Source organism: Polaribacter sp. IC073, assembly GCF_007997075.1.
Lineage (GTDB): Bacteria > Bacteroidota > Bacteroidia > Flavobacteriales > Flavobacteriaceae > Polaribacter.
Genome location: NZ_VORS01000010.1, coordinates 140,697 through 159,221, shown reverse-complemented (window position 1 = coordinate 159,221; position 18,525 = coordinate 140,697). Strand labels below are relative to the sequence as shown.

Below are 18,525 nucleotides of genomic sequence, written 5' to 3'. Positions count from 1 at the left end.
AAATTCAGTTGACACCAGAAATAGATGTTGACAAGATTTTAGAGACCATGGCAGCTACCTATAATAATGAAGATGTAAACACAATTGACGGTGTAAAAATTGATTTTGCAGAAGAATGGATTCATTTGAGGAAATCGAATACAGAGCCAATTATTAGAATTTATACAGAAGCAAAATCACAACAAGCAGCAGATAATTTGGCGGTAAGATTTATTAAGGAAATTAAAGAAATAATAGCATAATATTTTGAAAAAAAAAGTAATAATAGGTTTGTTCTTATTAATGAGTATCTGTTCTTTTTCACAAAAGAAAAATACAGATACTTTAGACATAATAGAAAAAGTAACTAACAAAGGAAAATTCTTTGTCTATTGGGGATGGAATAGAGCTAATTATTCTGATTCTGATATTCGTTTTACAGGTGATAACTATGATTTTACCTTACAGAATGTAAAAGCGAAAGACAGACAAACTCCGTTTAGTTTTAACGATTATTTTAACCCAGGAAGAATAACGATTCCTCAAAATAATTATAGAATAGGTTATTTTTTAAAAGAAAACTATACGATTTCTATTGGTGTAGATCACATGAAATATGTCATGGTTGCAGATCAAACAGTAAAAATTGATGGAGAAATTAATTCAGGATCTCCTTTTGATGGTGTATATAATAATGATGATCAAATTCTGTCTAAAGATTTTTTACAGCTAGAGCATACAGATGGTTTAAACTATGTAAATGTTGAGTTTAGAAGGTTTGATGAAATAGGCCATTTCATTGGTCTAAATCATAAAAACTTTCAAATAAACCTTACAGAAGGTTTTGGTGCAGGTATTTTGTACCCAAGAACAGATGTAACATTATTTAATCAAGAAAGACACGATGAATTTCATATTGCAGGTTGGGGAGCTTCAGCTGTTGTTGGCCTCGATGTAACTTTCTTTAAATACTTCTATATTCAATCAGATTTAAAATTGGGTTATATAAATTTGCCAGATGTTAGAACTACAATAAACCCAAGTGATGGTGCATCACAAAGTTTTTATTTTTTCCAAAAGAATATTTTAATAGGAGGTAAGTTTAGAATTTTTTAAATAGAATAAACATGAGTTTAGAAAAGTATTTTGATCAGTTTAGAAAAAATATTGTTGGTATCAATCAAAAATTTGAATCTCCTTATGGACAGCAAGATTTAATTTATACAGACTGGACTGCAAGTGGACGACTATACCTTCCTATTGAAGAAAAAATGTTGCATAAATTTGGCCCTTTTGTAGCAAATACACATACAGAAACATCTACTTCTGGTGCGGCAATGACATTGGCATATCATGAAGCTAGACAAATAATTAAACGCCATGTGAATGCAGACGATAATGATGTTTTAATTACTTCTGGTTCTGGCATGACAGGTGTTGTCAATAAATTTCAGAGAATCTTAGGTTTAAAGGTTTCAGAAAGTTTAAAAAATTACACTGATATTCCTGAAGAAATGAGACCAATTGTTTTTATTTCTCATATGGAACATCACTCGAACCAAACATCTTGGTTAGAGACTATTGCAGATGTAGAAGTTGTACCTTGTAATGATGAAGGTTTGGTTTGTTTAGAGAGTTTTGAAAAATCTATAAAAAAACACGAAAACAGAAAAATTAAAATTGCTTCAATAACTTCTTGCTCTAACGTAACAGGAATAAAAACAGAATACCATAAAGTAGCTAAGTTAATTCATAGTTATGATGGCTTGTGCTTTGTAGATTTTGCTTGTTGTGCACCTTATGTAGACATTGACATGCATCCAGAAAACGAAGATGAATATTTAGATGCCGTTTTCTTTTCTCCCCATAAATTTTTAGGTGGACCTGGAACTTCTGGGGTATTGATTTTCAATAAAAAGTTATATAAAAATACAATTCCAGATAATCCTGGAGGAGGAACCGTTAGTTATACAAACCCTTGGGGACAGCATGATTATTTTGATGATGTTGAAACAAGAGAAGATGGAGGAACACCTCCTTTCCTGCAAACGATTAGAATTGCACTTTCGATTCAGTTGAAAGAGCAAATGGGGACTAAAAATATTAAAAGCAGAGAAAATGAAATTAATACCATCATTTTTAAAACGCTAGAAAACTTAGACGGCGTAAAAATATTAGCACCAGATCATAAAGAAAGATTGAGTATTTTTTCTTTCTATTTTGAAAAATATCATTTTAACTTAGTTGTAAAATTATTGAATGATAGATTCGGAATCCAGACAAGAGGTGGCTGTTCTTGTGCTGGAACTTATGGGCACTTTTTATTGAATGTAGATCAAGAAACTTCTAACAGAATTAAAGATGAGATTTTACACGGTTGTAATACACAAAAACCAGGTTGGGTTCGTTTATCTGTGCACCCAACAATAACAAATAAAGAAGTAGCATTTGTATGTAATTCTTTAGAGGAGTTGTCTAAAAACATAGAAAGTTGGTCTAAAGACTATGAATATAATTCTATTAAAAATGATTATGCTCATAAAACGGTTAAACCAATTGAACATGATTTGGTAAAAGAATGGTTCTATTTATAATTATTTAAACGCTGTAGGTACTTTGTCTCTGTGTTTAAATCTTTTGTGAGACCATAAATAAAATTCGGGTTGTTCTAAAATGTTTTTTTCTGTTAGTGCTGTGTACAAGTCAGTGATTTGGTAATTTTCGAAATCTCTTGGTTTTTTAGTAATTAATTGAAATTCTGTTTTATAATACCCCCTCTTTATTTTTTTTGTTACGTAGTTAATCACAACTAAATCGAATTTCTTAGATAACATTTCTGCGCCCGTATGCACTGGTACTTTAATATTGAAGAACTCTCGCCAATAGTACGTTTTATGAACTTGTGGAGATTGGTCACTTAATAAAACATAGGCACCTTGCAGTTTGTCTGAAAAACGTTGTTGCATTCCTCGTACCATTTCAGAAGTTTTAAACCCCTCTATACCAAATTTCTGTCTAGAATTTCTAATCGCTTTTTCAAAATATTTATTATTCAATTTTGTGTAAGCACCATAAACAGCAATATCTAAAACCTTAGGCAAACTTGTAGACCATTCCCAATTTGCTTGGTGTGCGCCAACTAAAGCAATACTTTTCCCTTCTTTTGTGTACTTATTTACCAATTCTGGATTTACATACGTATATCTTTTTAAAATTTCTTTCTCAGAAATAGAAAAGGCTTTCACGCTTTCCATCATTAAATCCATTAAATGTTTAAAGAATTTTTTTCTAATAGAAAGAAGTTCTGCTGCTGGTTTTTCTGGAAAAGCGAGTTTTAAATTATCAAGAACTACTTGCTTACGATATCCGATAATGTAATAAATTAGAAAGTAAAAAAAATCTGATATCACGTATAATATCCTCATAGGAAGCTTAGATAGCAACCAGATAAATGGGTATGTAATCGCAAAAATAATAAATTGCATAATAGAATTTTAGTTTTGCAAATATCGTATATAAATTCAAAAGGAAAGATATATTAGTAATCCGTTTTCATTATGTTTGTGTTATGATAGAAAATATAGATCGAGCAGTATTATTAATTATAATAGCCAATGTTTTGGTTTCTATGAAAGGTTTTAATGATTATGCTTTTTTAGATAAATATAAATTTCAAGTAGGTAAAATTTTATCTGGTGAAAAAATTAGAGCGTTAACATCTGGCTTTTTACATGTAGATTGGATGCATTTAGGACTTAATATGTATGCCTTGTATTTATTTGGGAGCATTGTTACTGGTTTTGCTGGAACTATTAGTTTTTTAATTATTTACTTTTTAAGTTTACTAGCCGGTAGTTTGTACTCTCTTAAATATCATAAAGACGAACCTTATTATAGTGCTGTAGGTGCTTCTGGCGCTGTTTCTGGTATTATATATTCTTCTATATTACTATACCCAGACATGAGTTTGTATTTGTTTTTTATTCCAATCCCTATTCCTGGTTACATTTTTGGAGTGGGTTATTTGTTATATTCTATCTACGGAATGAAAAAACAAGTAGGAAACGTTGGTCATTCTGCACATTTAGGTGGCGCAATAGGTGGTTTTGCAATTACGTTATTACTAAACCCTTCTTTATTTACAACCAATAAACTAATGGTTATTCTGTTGGCAGTTCCTATTATATTGCTTTTATTATTTGGAGATAAATTAAAGTCTCTTTAATGAATAAAGATGATTGATAAAAACTATAGGTTTTTTGTACTCGTATGTTTCTAGTTTGCTATTTGAGTTATTTTTAATAAAAGAGCATTTCTAATACTTATTTTAGGCTTTATTTCGTATTTTCGGCACATATAATTCCCCAATTGTTATGCTTTCTTATAAAAATAAAACGCTAGTTCCCTTTAGAATTGGAGCTTTTACTGCTGTGGTTCTTAGTTTATTCTTTATCCTTTTGTGGGGTATTAGATTCTTTTCAATTGATTTTCTCTCAAATTTTTTACCAGAAACAATTAGAGAACTATTCGATAAATCTCCAATCTGGGTTACTTACTGTTATATCTTAATTGCCTCAATAAATTTAGTAGCAGCTATGTTGCTTTTTCAGAGAAATATTTTTTCTGTAGTTATTTCTCAAATTGCTGCTGCAGGGATGTTATTTATGATTATTCATCATCTATTTATCACAGACCTTATAGGTATTTATGAAGCTATAGAGATTTTTATGACTCTTATCTTTTATCTTCTTTTGGCATGGTTTTCTAAATATTCTAGTAACAACGGTTATTTATCAAATATTTCTAGAGAAACAAGTAGAGTTTCTTTAAAGATTCAAGAAGGCTGTGATCATGAATGTGCCTATTGCTTAATTCCTTTATTAAAAGGAAATTCTAGAAGTGATAGTTTAAAAAATATTTTGTCAAATGCTAAAAGTATGGCAGATGAAGGGATTAAGGATATTGTTTTAATAGGTGATAATGTTGGAGATTTCGGTACAGGAGAAAAAGGAAACTTAAACCATCCGCATAGTTTTTTCGATTTATTAAATGAACTTGATAAAATTGGTGATGTTCATCGATTTTCATTTTTGTCAATTACAACCCCAATGTTCAGTGACAGAACTTTAAACTTTATAAAAGAATCTCAAAGGTTATCTCCTTACTTTAGTATAAAAATGGATAGTGGAAGTGAGACCATATTACAAAAGATGAATCGTCCTTTTCCTTTAAAGGCTTACAAGGAGCTATTTTTAAATATTAAGAAAATAATGCCAGAAGCTTATATAGTTGTCGAGATTATTGTTGGTTTTCCTGGGGAAACAGACGAACTCTTTAATGAAACTGTACAGTTTCTATCAGAAGCAGATATCTCTTACCTCACTGCTACTGCGTATTCAAGTAAGAGAAAAACAAGAGCATTTGATATGAAGGGTACTGTTTCAAAAGGTGTTTGTAAAAAAAGGAAAAAAGTACTTGTAGAGTTATCTCGAAGGAAACTAAAAATATTCTATGAAAACCAATTGGGTGAAGAGAAAACAGTTTTATTTGAAAATAAAAGGAGAGGAGACTATATTTATGGGTATACAGATAACCATATAAAAGTTAAAGCTGTTTGGAGTTCAGAATTAGGTAATACACTTCATAAAGTTAGATTAACAGGAATTAATAGTAGTTTTATGTTATTTGACTTTATTAATGATGAAGCCTCAAGAGGTAGAGATAGTTACGTTAAAATTTAGGCATAACAGATAATTATTTTAGATACGAGTTCTGTAAAAAGTAGCGCTTAAATTATTTAAGAACTACAAGTCTAAAGAGACAACTAATTAAGAGTGTTCTTTATTAAAACCAATCTAAAAAATATAGCAACCATATTAGTTGCTATATTTATGTTACGTTAGGTATAAGCCAAACTCTTTACAAACGCATCGTGAGGATCAGCTATTTTTTTGAAACCAATGAAAACACTTTTAAAGTATCTCTTTTAACAATTTTAGCATTGTCTAATGTTACTTTAATTACGTGTTCTGGGTTAGACACTTGAAACACATAACTATATTGTCTAAATGAGGTAATGTGATAATTAGGGAATTCGTTTTCTACAACAGCTCTATTAGACTGGTAATGTTCTAATTCTGTTTTTAATGGTTGGCAGCTAGTTAATAACGAGCCTACAAGTACTAAGGTAAATAACACTTTTTTCATAATACATAATTTTTATTTTTTAAACAAAAACTATTACTTTAATTCAGAGACCAACTTTGTAGAGGGATTGTATTTTAGCTTTTCTGAAACTATTAAAATAATAGCACAAAAATACATGTAAAGTTAGGGGGCTTTAATTGTATTATAATTCGCATTAGTTTGAACTATTAAGAACAAACCTTTTTTGAACGTAATTGGAAATTTGATTAGGGAGTACCAACTATTTCTAATTGAAGTAGCAAATATACACAAATCTATTCCATGTTTAAAAAAGAAAAATAATATTTAATTCCAAAATTGATAAAAGGGTTACTTAGGTCTCCTCCCTTTGCTTTTACATAACCAAGTGCGCTTCTTAAGCTTAAAGTGCTGTTTATTTGATAGTCAAGTCCAATACTTGGTTTTATAATAAGGCCTTCACCTGTACTTATGTTTCCTCCACCAGCAGCACCTGCCAATATTTGTGTAAAAAAAGCAGTATTTTTATCTAGTAAATTATTCGTTTTTACACCAAATCCAATCAACCCTTCTGCGTAAGCACCCGCATCACCGAAGTTCGCAAACGAAGTTTGACCCGCGACATATAAATTTTTATTCAAATCTAAATTAACTTGTAACGATATTTGATGCATATCTTGCGTAGGATTAGTCATTCTTTTAGCATTGAAATACCAATCTTGCTTTAAAACGATTTCAATACCTTTAAACTTACCGTTGCTAAATTTTTTTTCATCTGAAAAAGTACCGTTTCTTTCTACATAATACTTTAAACCAACACCATAAGTAGAAGTTGTAAAAATACTACTAGGTGTTAATAAGTATCCTTTATTTAAAGAAATATAAACATTGTTGAATATTTTTTGTTCAATAGAAATATCTGGATAAAGCAGAAAACCTCCATCAGAATCTACACCACCACCACCACCAGCACCAATACCAAGTTTTGTTAAAATATTCGTGCGGTTCTTATTAAAAGAAAAATGATATCCAGCACCTAGAAGCACATCCATATAACCTGCTCTAATACCGCTATAAGCACCATCTAATTTTAAGAAAGCAAACCAATTTTTTGATAAATAATTTGCAAACTCAAAACCAGCGAGTCTAATTGTTTTTCCTTCTATTATTTGTGCTGCATTTGCATTTGCTTTCGTTACATCTAAATTATTAAAATGTAACATAAATGAGGTTTTCTTTGTCTTTTGATTCCAAGAAGATGTTCTTAAAACATCTGAAGAAAACGTACTTTCTGTATTTTTATAACTTGAATAATTAAAATTTAAAGGAATTTCTAAAGCTACATTTAATTGATTTCCTTTAATTAGACCTTCATTAAAAAAGTTGACATAACTCCAGCCTGTATTTAATGAAAAGTGCTTAAAATCGTGCCCTAAGTTTACATGTGGTAAAATAAACGCGCCACCGCCATCTGGTGCACCAGCGCCACCACCACCGCCAAAATGAAAGCCGGTATCGATATATAATTTTTCATTTAAATACTTTTTGAACCCTGCATTTATACCTAAAGTGAAAAAACCGCCTCTTTTACCAGTTACAGAGCCATAAATACCAACACCAGTATAAAAGTTTTCATTTAAGTAAATGTTGTAATGAATCCCAGAAAACCCCATGTTTGGCTCATTTAGTATTTGTGTCTCTGGCATATTTATAGAAAGAAAATCAGTTTTTACAAACCCTTTTTGAGTTTTCTTTTCTGGAATTTTTTTAGTTTGTGCAACAGAATAATTACTAGATAGCATTACTATAATTAGAAGAAATAAGTGTCTCAAAATTTTGTCTTTAAAAATCATTTCACAAATATAAATTATCTTTTTACAATACTAATAACAACGGTTTTAGAAGTTGGTGTATTACTTATTTTAGCAACACTTTTAAGAGGTACTAAAACATTTGCTTCCGGAAAATATGTAGCTGTACACTGTCTAGGTATATTATACTTTATAACTAAAAAACCTTTTGCAATTCTTTCTTCACCATTAAAATGACTTTTTAAATCTACTAAATCTAATTGTTTTAAGTTTTGTTCATGCATATCTTCTTCATTCATAAAAACAACTCTTCTTTCATTTAAAACACCTCTATACCTATCATTTAATCCATAAATAGTCGTATTGTATTGGTCATGCGTTCGAATAGTCATCATTATAAATTGATGCTTATCTAATTTAATATCAGAAGGTTCATTTAAAGTGAAATTTGCTTTTCCTGTTTCAGTAGGAGAGAAGTTGTTTTCTCTAGCATTATTTGGTAGGTAAAATCCGCCTTTTACACGAACTCGTTTATTATAATTCTCAAAACCAGGAATTATAGCTTCAATCTTATCGCGAATTAAATCATAATTAGCCGTAAAAGCAGACCAATTTGTTGTGGGGTTTTTTATAGTAGCATTAGCCAAACCAACAACAATTGCAGGCTCGCTTAAAAGTTTTTCTGAATGTGGTTCTAAATGACCATGAGATTGATGCACAACTCCCATAGAATTTTCTACCGTAATAAATTGTTCTCCAGAAGATTGAAAGTCTTTTTCAGAGCGACCTAAACAAGGCAAAATCAACGCTTTTTTACCGGTAATTATGTGACTCCTATTTAATTTTGTAGAGATTTGAACCGTTAAATTGCAGTTTTTTAATGCAGCTGCAGTAAACTCGGTATCTGGCGTTGCAGAAACAAAATTACCCCCCATTCCTATAAATACTTTAGCTTTTTTCTGATGCATTGCCTCAATGGAATTTACAACATCAAAACCATGTTTTCTAGGTGATTTAAAATTGAACTCAACATCTAATTTGTCTAGAAAAGAAGTACTCATTTTTTCCCAAATACCCATAGTTCTATCTCCTTGAACATTAGAATGTCCACGAACAGGACAAGTTCCTGCACCTTTTTTACCAATACTTCCTTTTAATAATAAGATGTTTACAATTTCTCTAATATTGTCTACCGCATTTTTATGTTGCGTTAAACCCATAGCCCAACAAATAATTATCTTTTCATTGTTAATAATAAGATCTGCAGCTTCTTTTATTTTTACGAACGAAACTCCTGTTTGTGGAACAAGTTCTTCAATCGAATAATTATCGAGATCTTGTAACATTTTATCAATACCAGCCGTTTTTTCTTCTATAAATTGATGATTAAAAACACTTCCAGGATTTTCTATTTCCTTTTCTTTCATCAACTTTAAGATGATTTTTAATAGGGCAACATCTCCATTAATTTTTACTTGTAGAAATAAGTCGGTTAAATCTTGACCAGCACCAAACCACTTTAAAGGGTTTTGAGGATCTTTATAATTCATTAAACCTACTTCTGGTAACGGATTTATAGTAATAATTTTTCCGCCATGTTTTTTTGTCTCACCTAAAGCAGTTAACATTCTCGGGTGATTTGTTCCAGGGTTTTGCCCCATCACAATAACCAAATCGGCATGATTAAAATCTTCTAAAGTAACAGAACCTTTTCCTATACCTAAAGTTTCAGAAAGTGCGCTTCCACTAGATTCGTGGCACATATTAGAACAATCTGGTAGGTTATTTGTACCAAATTGTCGCACAAATAATTGATATAAAAATGCCGCTTCATTACTTGTTCTTCCAGATGTGTAAAAAATAGCTTCATCAGGAGAGTTTAAAGAATTTAATTCCTCGCCCACTATTTTAAAAGCTGCTTCCCAAGAAATTTCTTCATAATTATCTTTTCCTTCAGGCAAATACATGGGGTGCGTAATTCGTCCACTTTTACCAATTTCATAATCAGAAAGCTGAGATAATTCTTCGACAGAATGCGTTGCAAAAAACAACGGAGAAACTTTATTCTTAGTCGCTTCTTCTGCAACAGCTTTTGCGCCATTTTCACAATATTCTGCTAAGAAAGCACGCTTCGCATCAGGATCTGGCCACGCACAACCTGGGCAATCGAAACCATCTTTTTGGTTGATGTTTTTTAATAGCGTAATCCCCTGTACAAGACCAACTTCATTTTTCACATGCGATAAAGCAGATACAATTGCTTTAATTCCCACAGCAGAAGTGGGGATTTTTTTTAACTGAATTCCTGTTAACTTTTCTGGTGTTTGTGCGCTTATTTTCTTAGACATTTTTCTATTTTTTTATAAAATCTGGATTCGAATAAATTGTTATTTTTTCTTCCCTAGTAAAACCAATTAAACAAATTCCGAATTCTTTTGCAAAATCTACCGCCAAAGAAGAGCAGGCAGAAACAGCAACAATAATAGGAATTTTTGCAATAAAAGCTTTAGATACAATTTCGTAAGAAACGCGCCCGCTTACAAGTAGATAATTGGCTTCTTTTAAGGAGCTATTTATCAATAAATCTCCCACTGTTTTATCAACAGCATTGTGTCTACCAATATCTTCTTTTATGGTTAGTAAAGCATGTTTCTTGTTAAATATTGCGGCAGCATGACTTCCGCCAGATGTTTTAAATGTTTCCTGAAAACCTTTCATTTCAGCATACATTTTGTGTAAAATTTCTGATGAAAAAGGAGTGTTTTGAATCAGTTTTTCCCCTTCAACCTTTATGTCTTTTAACTCTTGTTTTCCGCAAATTCCACAAGAAGAAACAGATAATAATGTTCTTTTGTTTAAATATCCTTTGCCTAAATTTTCTTTAGGAATAACTACATTTATTATTGAAGGAACCTCGTTTTCTTCTTTGATTATTTCAAAAATAAAATTTAAAGAATTTTTATAAATATCTTCTGCATACAGCAAACCTCGTACTAGCTCAAAATCATCATCGGGTGTTCTCATTACAACCGTGTAAGCCTCGTTGTTAATGTTAATTTGCAACGGAGCTTCTACAACTAAAACATCGTTAACAGTGGCTTGTTGTTTGTTGGTTATTTTTATTCCTTGATAGGTTAACGTTTGCATACAGAAGAAAGTTAGGCTTTCTCTACAAATTTACTAAAAATAGAGCTAGCTTTTAAGATCTGTTCACTTTTAACGTTCTTACATTATTTTTCAATTTTAGAACAAAAAAGACAAATGAGTTTGTTGTTTAAATCTGTAGAAAAAAACAGGAAAGTTGTACCACCATCTTTTATTTTTGTTTCTTTTCTGATTAAAGCAACCGTTTTTGGAAAATTTCGAGTCGTAATGTTTGCTTTTTTATCTGTTAGAAATTTGCCTATTTTCTTTTTATCGTAAGAAATTACCTTTTCTATTTTGAAGACTCGCCCAGGAAAATTGATGATTTTTTCTGAAGTGTATAAATGAGAATTTTGATGTAACTTAAAAACACCTAATTGCTTTGAAACTTGATGAAATCCGCCAGATTTTAAAATCGCAGCGTTCGGTTCATACAAGTAGGTGAGTGGCTCAGAATAGTTTGAATGTATATGTTCATTCAAATTAAAATTGAATTCTTGAGTACCTTTTTTTAGAAAATTAATCGTTTTTAAATGAATCTCTTCTATGTAATCTTTCTCTAATAAAAATAATACCTCCTTTACTTCATTCTGAATGGCAATAACATGAATTTCTTTTACAAATTTTAGTTCGTTAATTGCACTTGTAATGTCTAATATCGGAGAGTTTTTAAGTAAAATTTGAGGGGTTTTACTGAATAGAAAATCAATATTTTCTGGCACATTTGGCACACAATCTTTCAGCAAAAAAACTTTTCCTTTAAGATTGTTTCTTCTTGATGGATCGATGTAAATACAATCAAAATTAGCTTCCGAGTTTTTTAAAAATTGAAGACCATCACCAAAAAAGGTAGTAATATTTTCTTTTTTTAATTGTTGATAATTATGTTTTACAATTGAAGACAATTTTTCATTAATTTCACAATGAACTACCTCTTTAAATTGTTTAGAAAAATAGAAACAATCCACACCAAAGCCACCTGTAATGTCAACAATTGAAGCACCTTTAATAATTTTTGATTTGTATTGTGCTGTAGTTTCTGAAGAGGTTTGCTCTATACTAACCTTTTCTGAATAATAAATATTTTCAGCAGCAAACCAGGTAGACAATTTAGTAACAGCCTTTTGTTTCACAACAATTTGATTCGCTAATTCTTGGACAGAAACACCTTCAAAAGGACTTCCTTTAAAAAGGAGTTTTGTAATATCTGCCTTTAAATTAGCCGAGATAAACTCCTGAATAGTTGGTTTTAAAAGATTAAAATTCAATAAACTAGAGGTTTTTTGTTAAAGATTTTACAATTTTATTCTCAGATAAAAACTCTTTCAGAATTACTTTTAAAGCAGTGTATAATGGTATAGCGGTAATCATACCAATAATACCAAATAATAAACCACCAATAACTATAATTAAGAAAATTTCTAAAGGATGTGATTTTGTTGTTTTTGAAAATATAACTGGCTGACTCACAAAATTATCAATTAATTGCGCAATAAAATAACCCACCATTACATAAATTGTGGTTGGTAAAATTTCATGCTGAAAATCTAAACCAATATTACTTGTCATCGATAAAATAAACATAATTACAGCCCCAATCATTGGGCCAACATAAGGTATTAGGTTTAACAACGCACATAGAAATGCAATTACAACAGCATTATGAATACCGAAAATAAGTAATATAAAAGTGTATAAAACAAATAGAATGGTAATTTGTAGTATTAAACCAATAAAATATCTAGACAATAAATTATTAATAGTTTCTAATGATTTTGAGAACCTACTTTCTGTTTCATCTGGTATAATTGTCATTACGCCATTTTTTAATAATTGATTGTCTTTCATAAAGAAGAAAGAAATAAATAAAATAGAAAATAGACCAACACTTATAGTACCAACAGCCCCCAAAACGGCATTTAAAAAATTAGGAATTTCTTTAAACTGAGACGCAATATCGAAGTTTTTTAATTCACCCAAAACATCAATTCCTTTAGACGAGAAATAAGATGTAATTTGGTTAAAAATTTGCTGTACATTTTTTTCCAATTTATCAACTTCTAACAAAGATAAACTCTTCCCTTGTTCTGCAATTAGAGGAATAAACATTAAAATTAAACCTGTTAACAGCCCTAGCATTAATGTCATTGTAAAAACAACAGCAATTGTATTAGGAAACCTTAACCTTGTTCTTAAAAAATAAATAATGGGTCTTGCTATTAAAGACAAAACACCTGCAATAATAATGTACACAATTACAGATTGAATTGCATATAAAAAATAGCCCAAAAGAAAAACTCCTAGAAGAATTCCGATGGCTCTTAAAATTCCGGTTGCTATTATTTTAGAGTTCATTAATTGTATGCTTTTACGGCTCCCATGCTTAACTTATTTCCATTAGAAAACGTATGGTATGACGGTAATAAGGTTCCGCTTTCTGTTTTTTTCCAGCCTTCCCAAGTTGCAGAAACGCCATCCATATTTTTACTCGGCACGTACATTTTATAACTCTTAGGAATATAAGTGGAATCTAAAATCCATACATAAGAATCTCCAGGAGTTGTACCACCGGTAGTATATTTTACTAATAAAGCGTCTTTATTATCAACTTTTTTGATACTTCTAATGGTTCCGTAATCAAATAGTTTATGAGGAGCAATCAACCAAAAAGAATCGTTATTAAAAATATCCCAAGCTTTTTTTACAAGCGTTGTGTCTGTAATTTCTTGTTTTTTATTATTGAAGAAAACAGTGCTATTTTCTTTATTTCTAGGATGTAAATTCACACGAATCGTATCCCATGAAACTTCTGCAATGTGTTTTTCTTTATCCCATTTAAAAGATCTTCTTCCGCCAAAATTCCATTCTATATATCGCGTTTTTTTAAAAGCTTCATTATTTATAGCTTTTAATACTTTGTTGGCAAGTTCATCTGCTTTTGTGTTTTCTGCGCTTACGTCTCCGAGGTCAATTTCTAAACCAAACAAAGAAAGTGTGTGTTTTGTAGGAAGTTGTATTCCTGTTTTAGTCGTTTTCCAGTCAGACCAAGTTGCAGAAACACCCCCTATAGGAATAACGCTCGTCCACATTTTAAAAGAAGTAGGAAAATAATTTTCATCTAAAAGCCATAAATAAGAATCCCCAGGCGTTGAGCCACCAGAAGTATAGGTTATTAAAAGTGCGTCTTTACCGTTGTATTTTACAAGACGTCTTTCTGTTCCGTTGTCAAAAATTTTATAAGGAGCAATCAACCAAAAAGAGTCGTTGTTAAAATAGTCTTTCGCCATTTTAAGAATTTCTTTGTCTTCTACTTTTTTATCAGCAACAAAAACAGTAGATTTTTCTGGTTCATTTGTATGTAAAATTACTTTATTTTCATCCCAAGAAACAGTAACAATATTTTCTTGTTTGTTCCATTTGTAAAAATGCTCATTTGTAAAACTCCATTCTAATACTTCTGTGTTTTCAAAAGCTTCGTAGTTTATGGCATTCAACATTTTAGTAGCCAATGCATCTGCTTCTTTTCCTTGTGTTCCTTCGGGAAGTTTTTCATTATTTATAAAATAATAAACGGTAATTGCTGTAACTAATAATAGAATAATAATTATTAAAAACTTGAAAATTTTCTTCATTTTTATGCTTTGAAATTGAGTAACAAATTTATTACTTTTTAACGGAACTTATTTGCTATGATATCAATAATGTAAAACAACGATATTACACTTGTTTTTTAGATTTTGAAGACGAATGTTTCCTTTAATTTTATATGTTCTTAAGAAATAAATTTTGAAATATTTTGGTAAACTTCTTAGGGATTTCTTTTGAAACTGAAATTTTTTCTAGCGTAAACGGATGAATAAACTCTAATGTTGCGGCATGTAAATACAACCCTTTACCGTTTAAAAGGAATCCTTCTTTAAAATATTTCTTATCTCCTAAAATAGGATTTCCAGTAGCATATAAATGGTTTCTTAGTTGATGCTTTCTACCTGTTTTTGGTTGTAATTTTACTAAGTTTAAATACAGAAAACGTTTTGAAACAACAGATCTTAAAACTTCAAACTCTGTAAGTGATTTTTTTTCATCAACAGGGAAATCTATTTCTCCCTTATTTTCCATTTTACCAATAGTAATGGCTAAATATGTTTTCTGAATTGTTTTGTTTTCAAATAATACACCCAATTTTGTGATTGCCATACTTGTTTTTCCCACTAATAAAAGTCCGCTTGTGGGATAATCTAATCGGTGAATTGGTTGTGGTTTTACGGCATCTGGTTTCGTGCTTTTTTTTAGGTTTTGAGACAAGCCGTTTGCAATGGTTACAAACTTATTTCCGCTGACTAGAATTCCTGCGGGTTTGTAAATAATTGCCAAATATTCATCTTCAAATAAGACTTCTAAGTCTAGTTTTAATCTTTCAAAAGTTGAAGATTTTTCAGATTCAAATAGGTCAATTTTCTCTCCACCCGAAATATATTTGGCAGTTGATGCTAAACGCTCATCAATAAAAATAAGCTCTTTCTTGATGGCTTTTTTAATACCCGATTTTGTAGGAATTGCATTAAAAATACCCACTGCATATTCTTGAAAACGAATTGGTTCTTCTAGTTTTTGTACAATATGAGTTTCGGATAACTGCATTATTTGGTTTGTTGGGTTAAACTAAGTAGGAAACTATATTTATTGTTAAATGAAAATGAGGTAGCTCCTTTGCGCTCGAGGAGGCATTTCAGAATTTATTTCAAAACATATTTTATTTAGCAAATAATTGACTCATATCTTGAAAAGCTTTAAACTCTAAAGCGTTATTTTCTGGATCTTTAAAAAACATGGTTGCCTGCTCGCCAACCTTTCCTTTAAACCGAATACAAGGTGCTATTTCAAACTCTATGTTTGCCGCTTTTAGTCGGTCTGCTAAAGAATGCCAATCTTCCCAAGTCAAGACAACTCCAAAATGTGGCACAGGAACCTCATGTCCGTCAACAGGATTTGTTACAGATACAGTTGGTTCATAACCTTCTTTCTGATGGATAACTAATTGATGTCCGAAGAAATTAAAGTCTACCCATTGGTCTGTACTTCGTCCTTCTTTACAGTTTAAAATAGCTCTGTAAAAAGTACGACATTTTTCTAAATCTTGAACGGGAATTGCTATGTGAAAAGGTTGTGTCATTTTTAAGTTTTTTAAAATCCTACCGCAGCATCATCACCTCGTTTATCTGCACCACCCTCTAGTTTTCCGTTAGGTAAAACAAGAATTGCTGCTACTTTACCAATAACAGGAGAGTTTGTTTCATCTAAGTTATAACCTAAATTTTTTAAGTTCGTTTTTATTTCGGTAGAAAATCCGTCTGGTTCCATCTTTATATTGTCTGGTAGCCATTGATGATGAAATCTAGAAGCATTTACGGCCTCTTTCATGCTCATTTTATATTCGTGTACATTTAAGATTGTTTGCAGAACAGAGGTGATAATTGTAGATCCACCAGGTGTACCAACGACCATAAAAAGTTGACCATTTTTTTCTACAATTGTAGGTGTCATGGAACTTAGCATTCTTTTTTCCGGAGCAATTTCATTTGCTTTAGCTCCAATCAAACCAAACATATTTGGTACACCAGTTTTGCTAGAAAAATCATCCATTTCATTATTTAAAAAGAACCCTAATTCACTTGAATAAAGTTTAGAGCCATAGCCAGCATTTATGGTTGTAGTTGCAGAAATAGCATTGCCAAATTGATCTACAATAGAGTAGTGGGTTGTTTCATCACTCTCTGTCATTTTTATACTACCATGAGAAACATCTTCAGATTTTGTGGCTTTGTCAAAAGAAAAATCATTCATTCTGCCAGCTATATATTCTTTAGAGATTAAAGTTTTCAACGGGATTTTTACAAAATCTGGATCTCCTAAAAAGAAACTTCTATCTGCATAAGCACGTCTTTCTGCTTCTGTAATTACTTGTATTGCTTTTGTAGAATTATGACCAAATTTATCTAAATCATACGGTTCTATAGCATTCATAATTTGCGCCAAACAAATTCCTCCGCTAGAAGGAGGAGACATCGAAATGATTCTTAAATCATCATAATTAAAAGTAATTGGAGTTCTCCATTTAGCTTTGTATTTTGCCAAATCTTCAAGTGTCATAATGCCTCCATTGGCTTGTATAAAACTGACTAATTTTTCTGCAGTTTCACCTTTGTAAAATTCGTCGCTACCATTTTTCTGAATTCTAGTTAACGTTGCCGCCAAAGCATTGTACTTTATGGTGTCATTTTCTTTCCAGTTTTTATTGAATAAAATAGAATCTTTATTTACTTTTAAGAACCCAGATTGAAAATTTTGTATTCTTTTTTCTTGTTTTTTTGTAACGATTACGCCACGCTTTGCTAATTCTATTACAGGTTGTAAAATTTCTTCCATAGGAAGTGTTCCAAATTTTCTGTGCGCTTCAAAAACCCCTGCAACCGTGCCAGGAATTCCTACTGCCATAGAACCGAACGTACTTTTTCCTTTTATTACATTTCTATCAGTATCTAAAAACATGTCTTTAGAAGATGCCAAAGGCGCTTTTTCTCTATAATCTAAAGCACCAATTTCTCCATCATTTTTACGATATACCATAAAGCCACCACCACCAATATTTCCTGCATAGGGGAACGCAACAGCCAATGCTAATTCTGTAGCAACCATGGCATCAAAAGCGTTTCCTCCTTTTTTAAGAATATCCGTTCCTATTTTAGAAGCTTCTTCTCTGGCAGAAACTACCATTGCTTTTTGTGTTACTAAACCAATAGTTTTCTCTTTTTTAACTGCTGTTTTACAGTTGATCAACACTAAAGAAAGTGTGAATAATAAGATTGTTTTTTTCATATTGTATGTTTAATTTCTTTTAATTTCTGATTAGTGTGCGCTATTAAGTCTTTAAAAAATAGGGTAAAATCTTCTTGAAGCTCGACTTCTAAATTTCGTAAATCTTCAATCGCCAAATTCATTTGAGATTTTCCTTTTGTTCTACTATTCATGCCCTTCAGCACTTTCTCTATTCCGTCTTTAAATTGATAATTGAATAGAATGTTATATTCAATCATATACTTGATGAAGTTTTGAGATTTTACAGGCAATTCATCTGAAATTTCACCAAACATTTTATTAATTGCGTCTGTGTAAACATTCAATGGAATTTCTGAATAGTCTGCCCAATTTTTTGCTAAAAAATAATCATAAAAAATATCGATAATTACGCCGTCATAATGTCTGTAACGTTCGTGCAAACGTCTTTTACTTTTTCGAACAACTTCATGTGCATCTGTAAAAGTATCAATTTCTCTGTGTAAGAAAATACCTTGCTGAATCTCTTTAGAAAAACCTTCGTAATTATTTCCTCTAATATGATCTGCAATAAAATTGCCAATCATAATAT

The 18,525-nt window shown here is 31.0% G+C and carries 16 protein-coding genes and 1 pseudogene; 5 read left to right on the top strand and 12 right to left on the bottom strand.

The window, feature by feature from the left end:
* The 3 genes and pseudogenes from ES045_RS14730 to ES045_RS14720 form a co-directional block, all read left to right on the top strand.
* Nucleotides 1–242: pseudogene (locus tag ES045_RS14730) on the top strand (phosphoglucosamine mutase); the annotation flags it as partial.
* 40 nt (nucleotides 243–282) lie between these two features.
* Nucleotides 283–1,095, top strand: coding sequence for a hypothetical protein (locus ES045_RS14725; protein ID WP_147117046.1), 813 nt, complete (start codon nucleotides 283–285; stop codon nucleotides 1,093–1,095).
* Between the two features lie 11 nt (nucleotides 1,096–1,106).
* On the top strand, nucleotides 1,107–2,573 hold the full coding sequence (locus tag ES045_RS14720; protein WP_147117040.1) for an aminotransferase class V-fold PLP-dependent enzyme: 1,467 nt from the start codon (nucleotides 1,107–1,109) through the stop codon (nucleotides 2,571–2,573).
* Here ES045_RS14720 and ES045_RS14715 read toward each other — a convergent pair whose 3' ends face one another.
* Nucleotides 2,574–3,464: a lysophospholipid acyltransferase family protein gene (locus ES045_RS14715; protein ID WP_147117039.1), complete on the bottom strand. Its 891-nt coding sequence runs from the start codon at nucleotides 3,462–3,464 to the stop codon at nucleotides 2,574–2,576.
* An 83-nt stretch (nucleotides 3,465–3,547) separates the two neighbouring features.
* Here ES045_RS14715 and ES045_RS14710 point away from each other — a divergent pair, with 83 nt between their 5' ends.
* Complete coding sequence (locus tag ES045_RS14710; RefSeq protein ID WP_147117038.1) at nucleotides 3,548–4,204, top strand: rhomboid family intramembrane serine protease; 657 nt, start codon at nucleotides 3,548–3,550, stop codon at nucleotides 4,202–4,204.
* A gap of 148 nt (nucleotides 4,205–4,352) precedes the next feature.
* A complete protein-coding gene (locus ES045_RS14705; protein ID WP_147117037.1) occupies nucleotides 4,353–5,720 on the top strand; it encodes a radical SAM protein in 1,368 nt (455 codons plus the stop codon).
* 202 nt (nucleotides 5,721–5,922) lie between these two features.
* Here ES045_RS14705 and ES045_RS14700 read toward each other — a convergent pair whose 3' ends face one another.
* The 11 genes from ES045_RS14700 to ES045_RS14650 all read right to left on the bottom strand — a co-directional run bounded on the left by ES045_RS14700 (nucleotide 5,923) and on the right by ES045_RS14650 (nucleotide 18,520).
* Nucleotides 5,923–6,186, bottom strand: coding sequence for a hypothetical protein (locus ES045_RS14700; RefSeq protein WP_147117036.1), 264 nt, complete (start codon nucleotides 6,184–6,186; stop codon nucleotides 5,923–5,925).
* A 254-nt stretch (nucleotides 6,187–6,440) separates the two neighbouring features.
* Nucleotides 6,441–7,976: a hypothetical protein gene (locus ES045_RS14695; protein WP_223267269.1), complete on the bottom strand. Its 1,536-nt coding sequence runs from the start codon at nucleotides 7,974–7,976 to the stop codon at nucleotides 6,441–6,443.
* 35 nt (nucleotides 7,977–8,011) lie between these two features.
* Entirely contained in the window at nucleotides 8,012–10,303 is a 2,292-nt protein-coding gene (locus ES045_RS14690; protein ID WP_147117035.1) for an FdhF/YdeP family oxidoreductase, read from the bottom strand.
* Nucleotides 10,304–10,307: 4 nt separating this feature from the next.
* Complete coding sequence (fdhD, locus tag ES045_RS14685; RefSeq protein WP_147117034.1) at nucleotides 10,308–11,102, bottom strand: formate dehydrogenase accessory sulfurtransferase FdhD; 795 nt, start codon at nucleotides 11,100–11,102, stop codon at nucleotides 10,308–10,310.
* A gap of 83 nt (nucleotides 11,103–11,185) precedes the next feature.
* Nucleotides 11,186–12,367: a class I SAM-dependent methyltransferase gene (locus ES045_RS14680; RefSeq protein WP_147117033.1), complete on the bottom strand. Its 1,182-nt coding sequence runs from the start codon at nucleotides 12,365–12,367 to the stop codon at nucleotides 11,186–11,188.
* Nucleotides 12,368–12,371: 4 nt separating this feature from the next.
* Nucleotides 12,372–13,454 (bottom strand): AI-2E family transporter, encoded by a 1,083-nt coding sequence (locus tag ES045_RS14675; protein ID WP_147117032.1) that lies wholly within the window; start codon nucleotides 13,452–13,454, stop codon nucleotides 12,372–12,374.
* On the bottom strand, nucleotides 13,454–14,731 hold the full coding sequence (locus tag ES045_RS14670; RefSeq protein WP_147117031.1) for a hypothetical protein: 1,278 nt from the start codon (nucleotides 14,729–14,731) through the stop codon (nucleotides 13,454–13,456). The genes ES045_RS14675 and ES045_RS14670 overlap by 1 nt, the downstream gene beginning before the upstream one ends.
* Before the next feature lie 130 nt (nucleotides 14,732–14,861).
* On the bottom strand, nucleotides 14,862–15,740 hold the full coding sequence (locus ES045_RS14665) for an RluA family pseudouridine synthase (protein ID WP_147117030.1): 879 nt from the start codon (nucleotides 15,738–15,740) through the stop codon (nucleotides 14,862–14,864).
* Between the two features lie 112 nt (nucleotides 15,741–15,852).
* Nucleotides 15,853–16,272 (bottom strand): VOC family protein, encoded by a 420-nt coding sequence (locus tag ES045_RS14660; protein WP_147117029.1) that lies wholly within the window; start codon nucleotides 16,270–16,272, stop codon nucleotides 15,853–15,855.
* Nucleotides 16,273–16,283: 11 nt separating this feature from the next.
* The gene (gene ggt / locus ES045_RS14655) at nucleotides 16,284–17,975 is read right to left on the bottom strand and encodes a gamma-glutamyltransferase (protein ID WP_147117028.1); all 1,692 of its coding nucleotides are present in this window, start codon (nucleotides 17,973–17,975) and stop codon (nucleotides 16,284–16,286) included.
* Nucleotides 17,972–18,520 carry an ACP phosphodiesterase gene (locus ES045_RS14650; RefSeq protein ID WP_147117044.1) on the bottom strand — a complete coding sequence of 183 codons (549 nt, stop codon included), beginning with the start codon at nucleotides 18,518–18,520 and terminating at the stop codon, nucleotides 17,972–17,974. Before ES045_RS14650 ends, ggt begins: the two co-directional genes overlap by 4 nt.
* Between the last annotated feature and the right edge of the window lie 5 nt (nucleotides 18,521–18,525).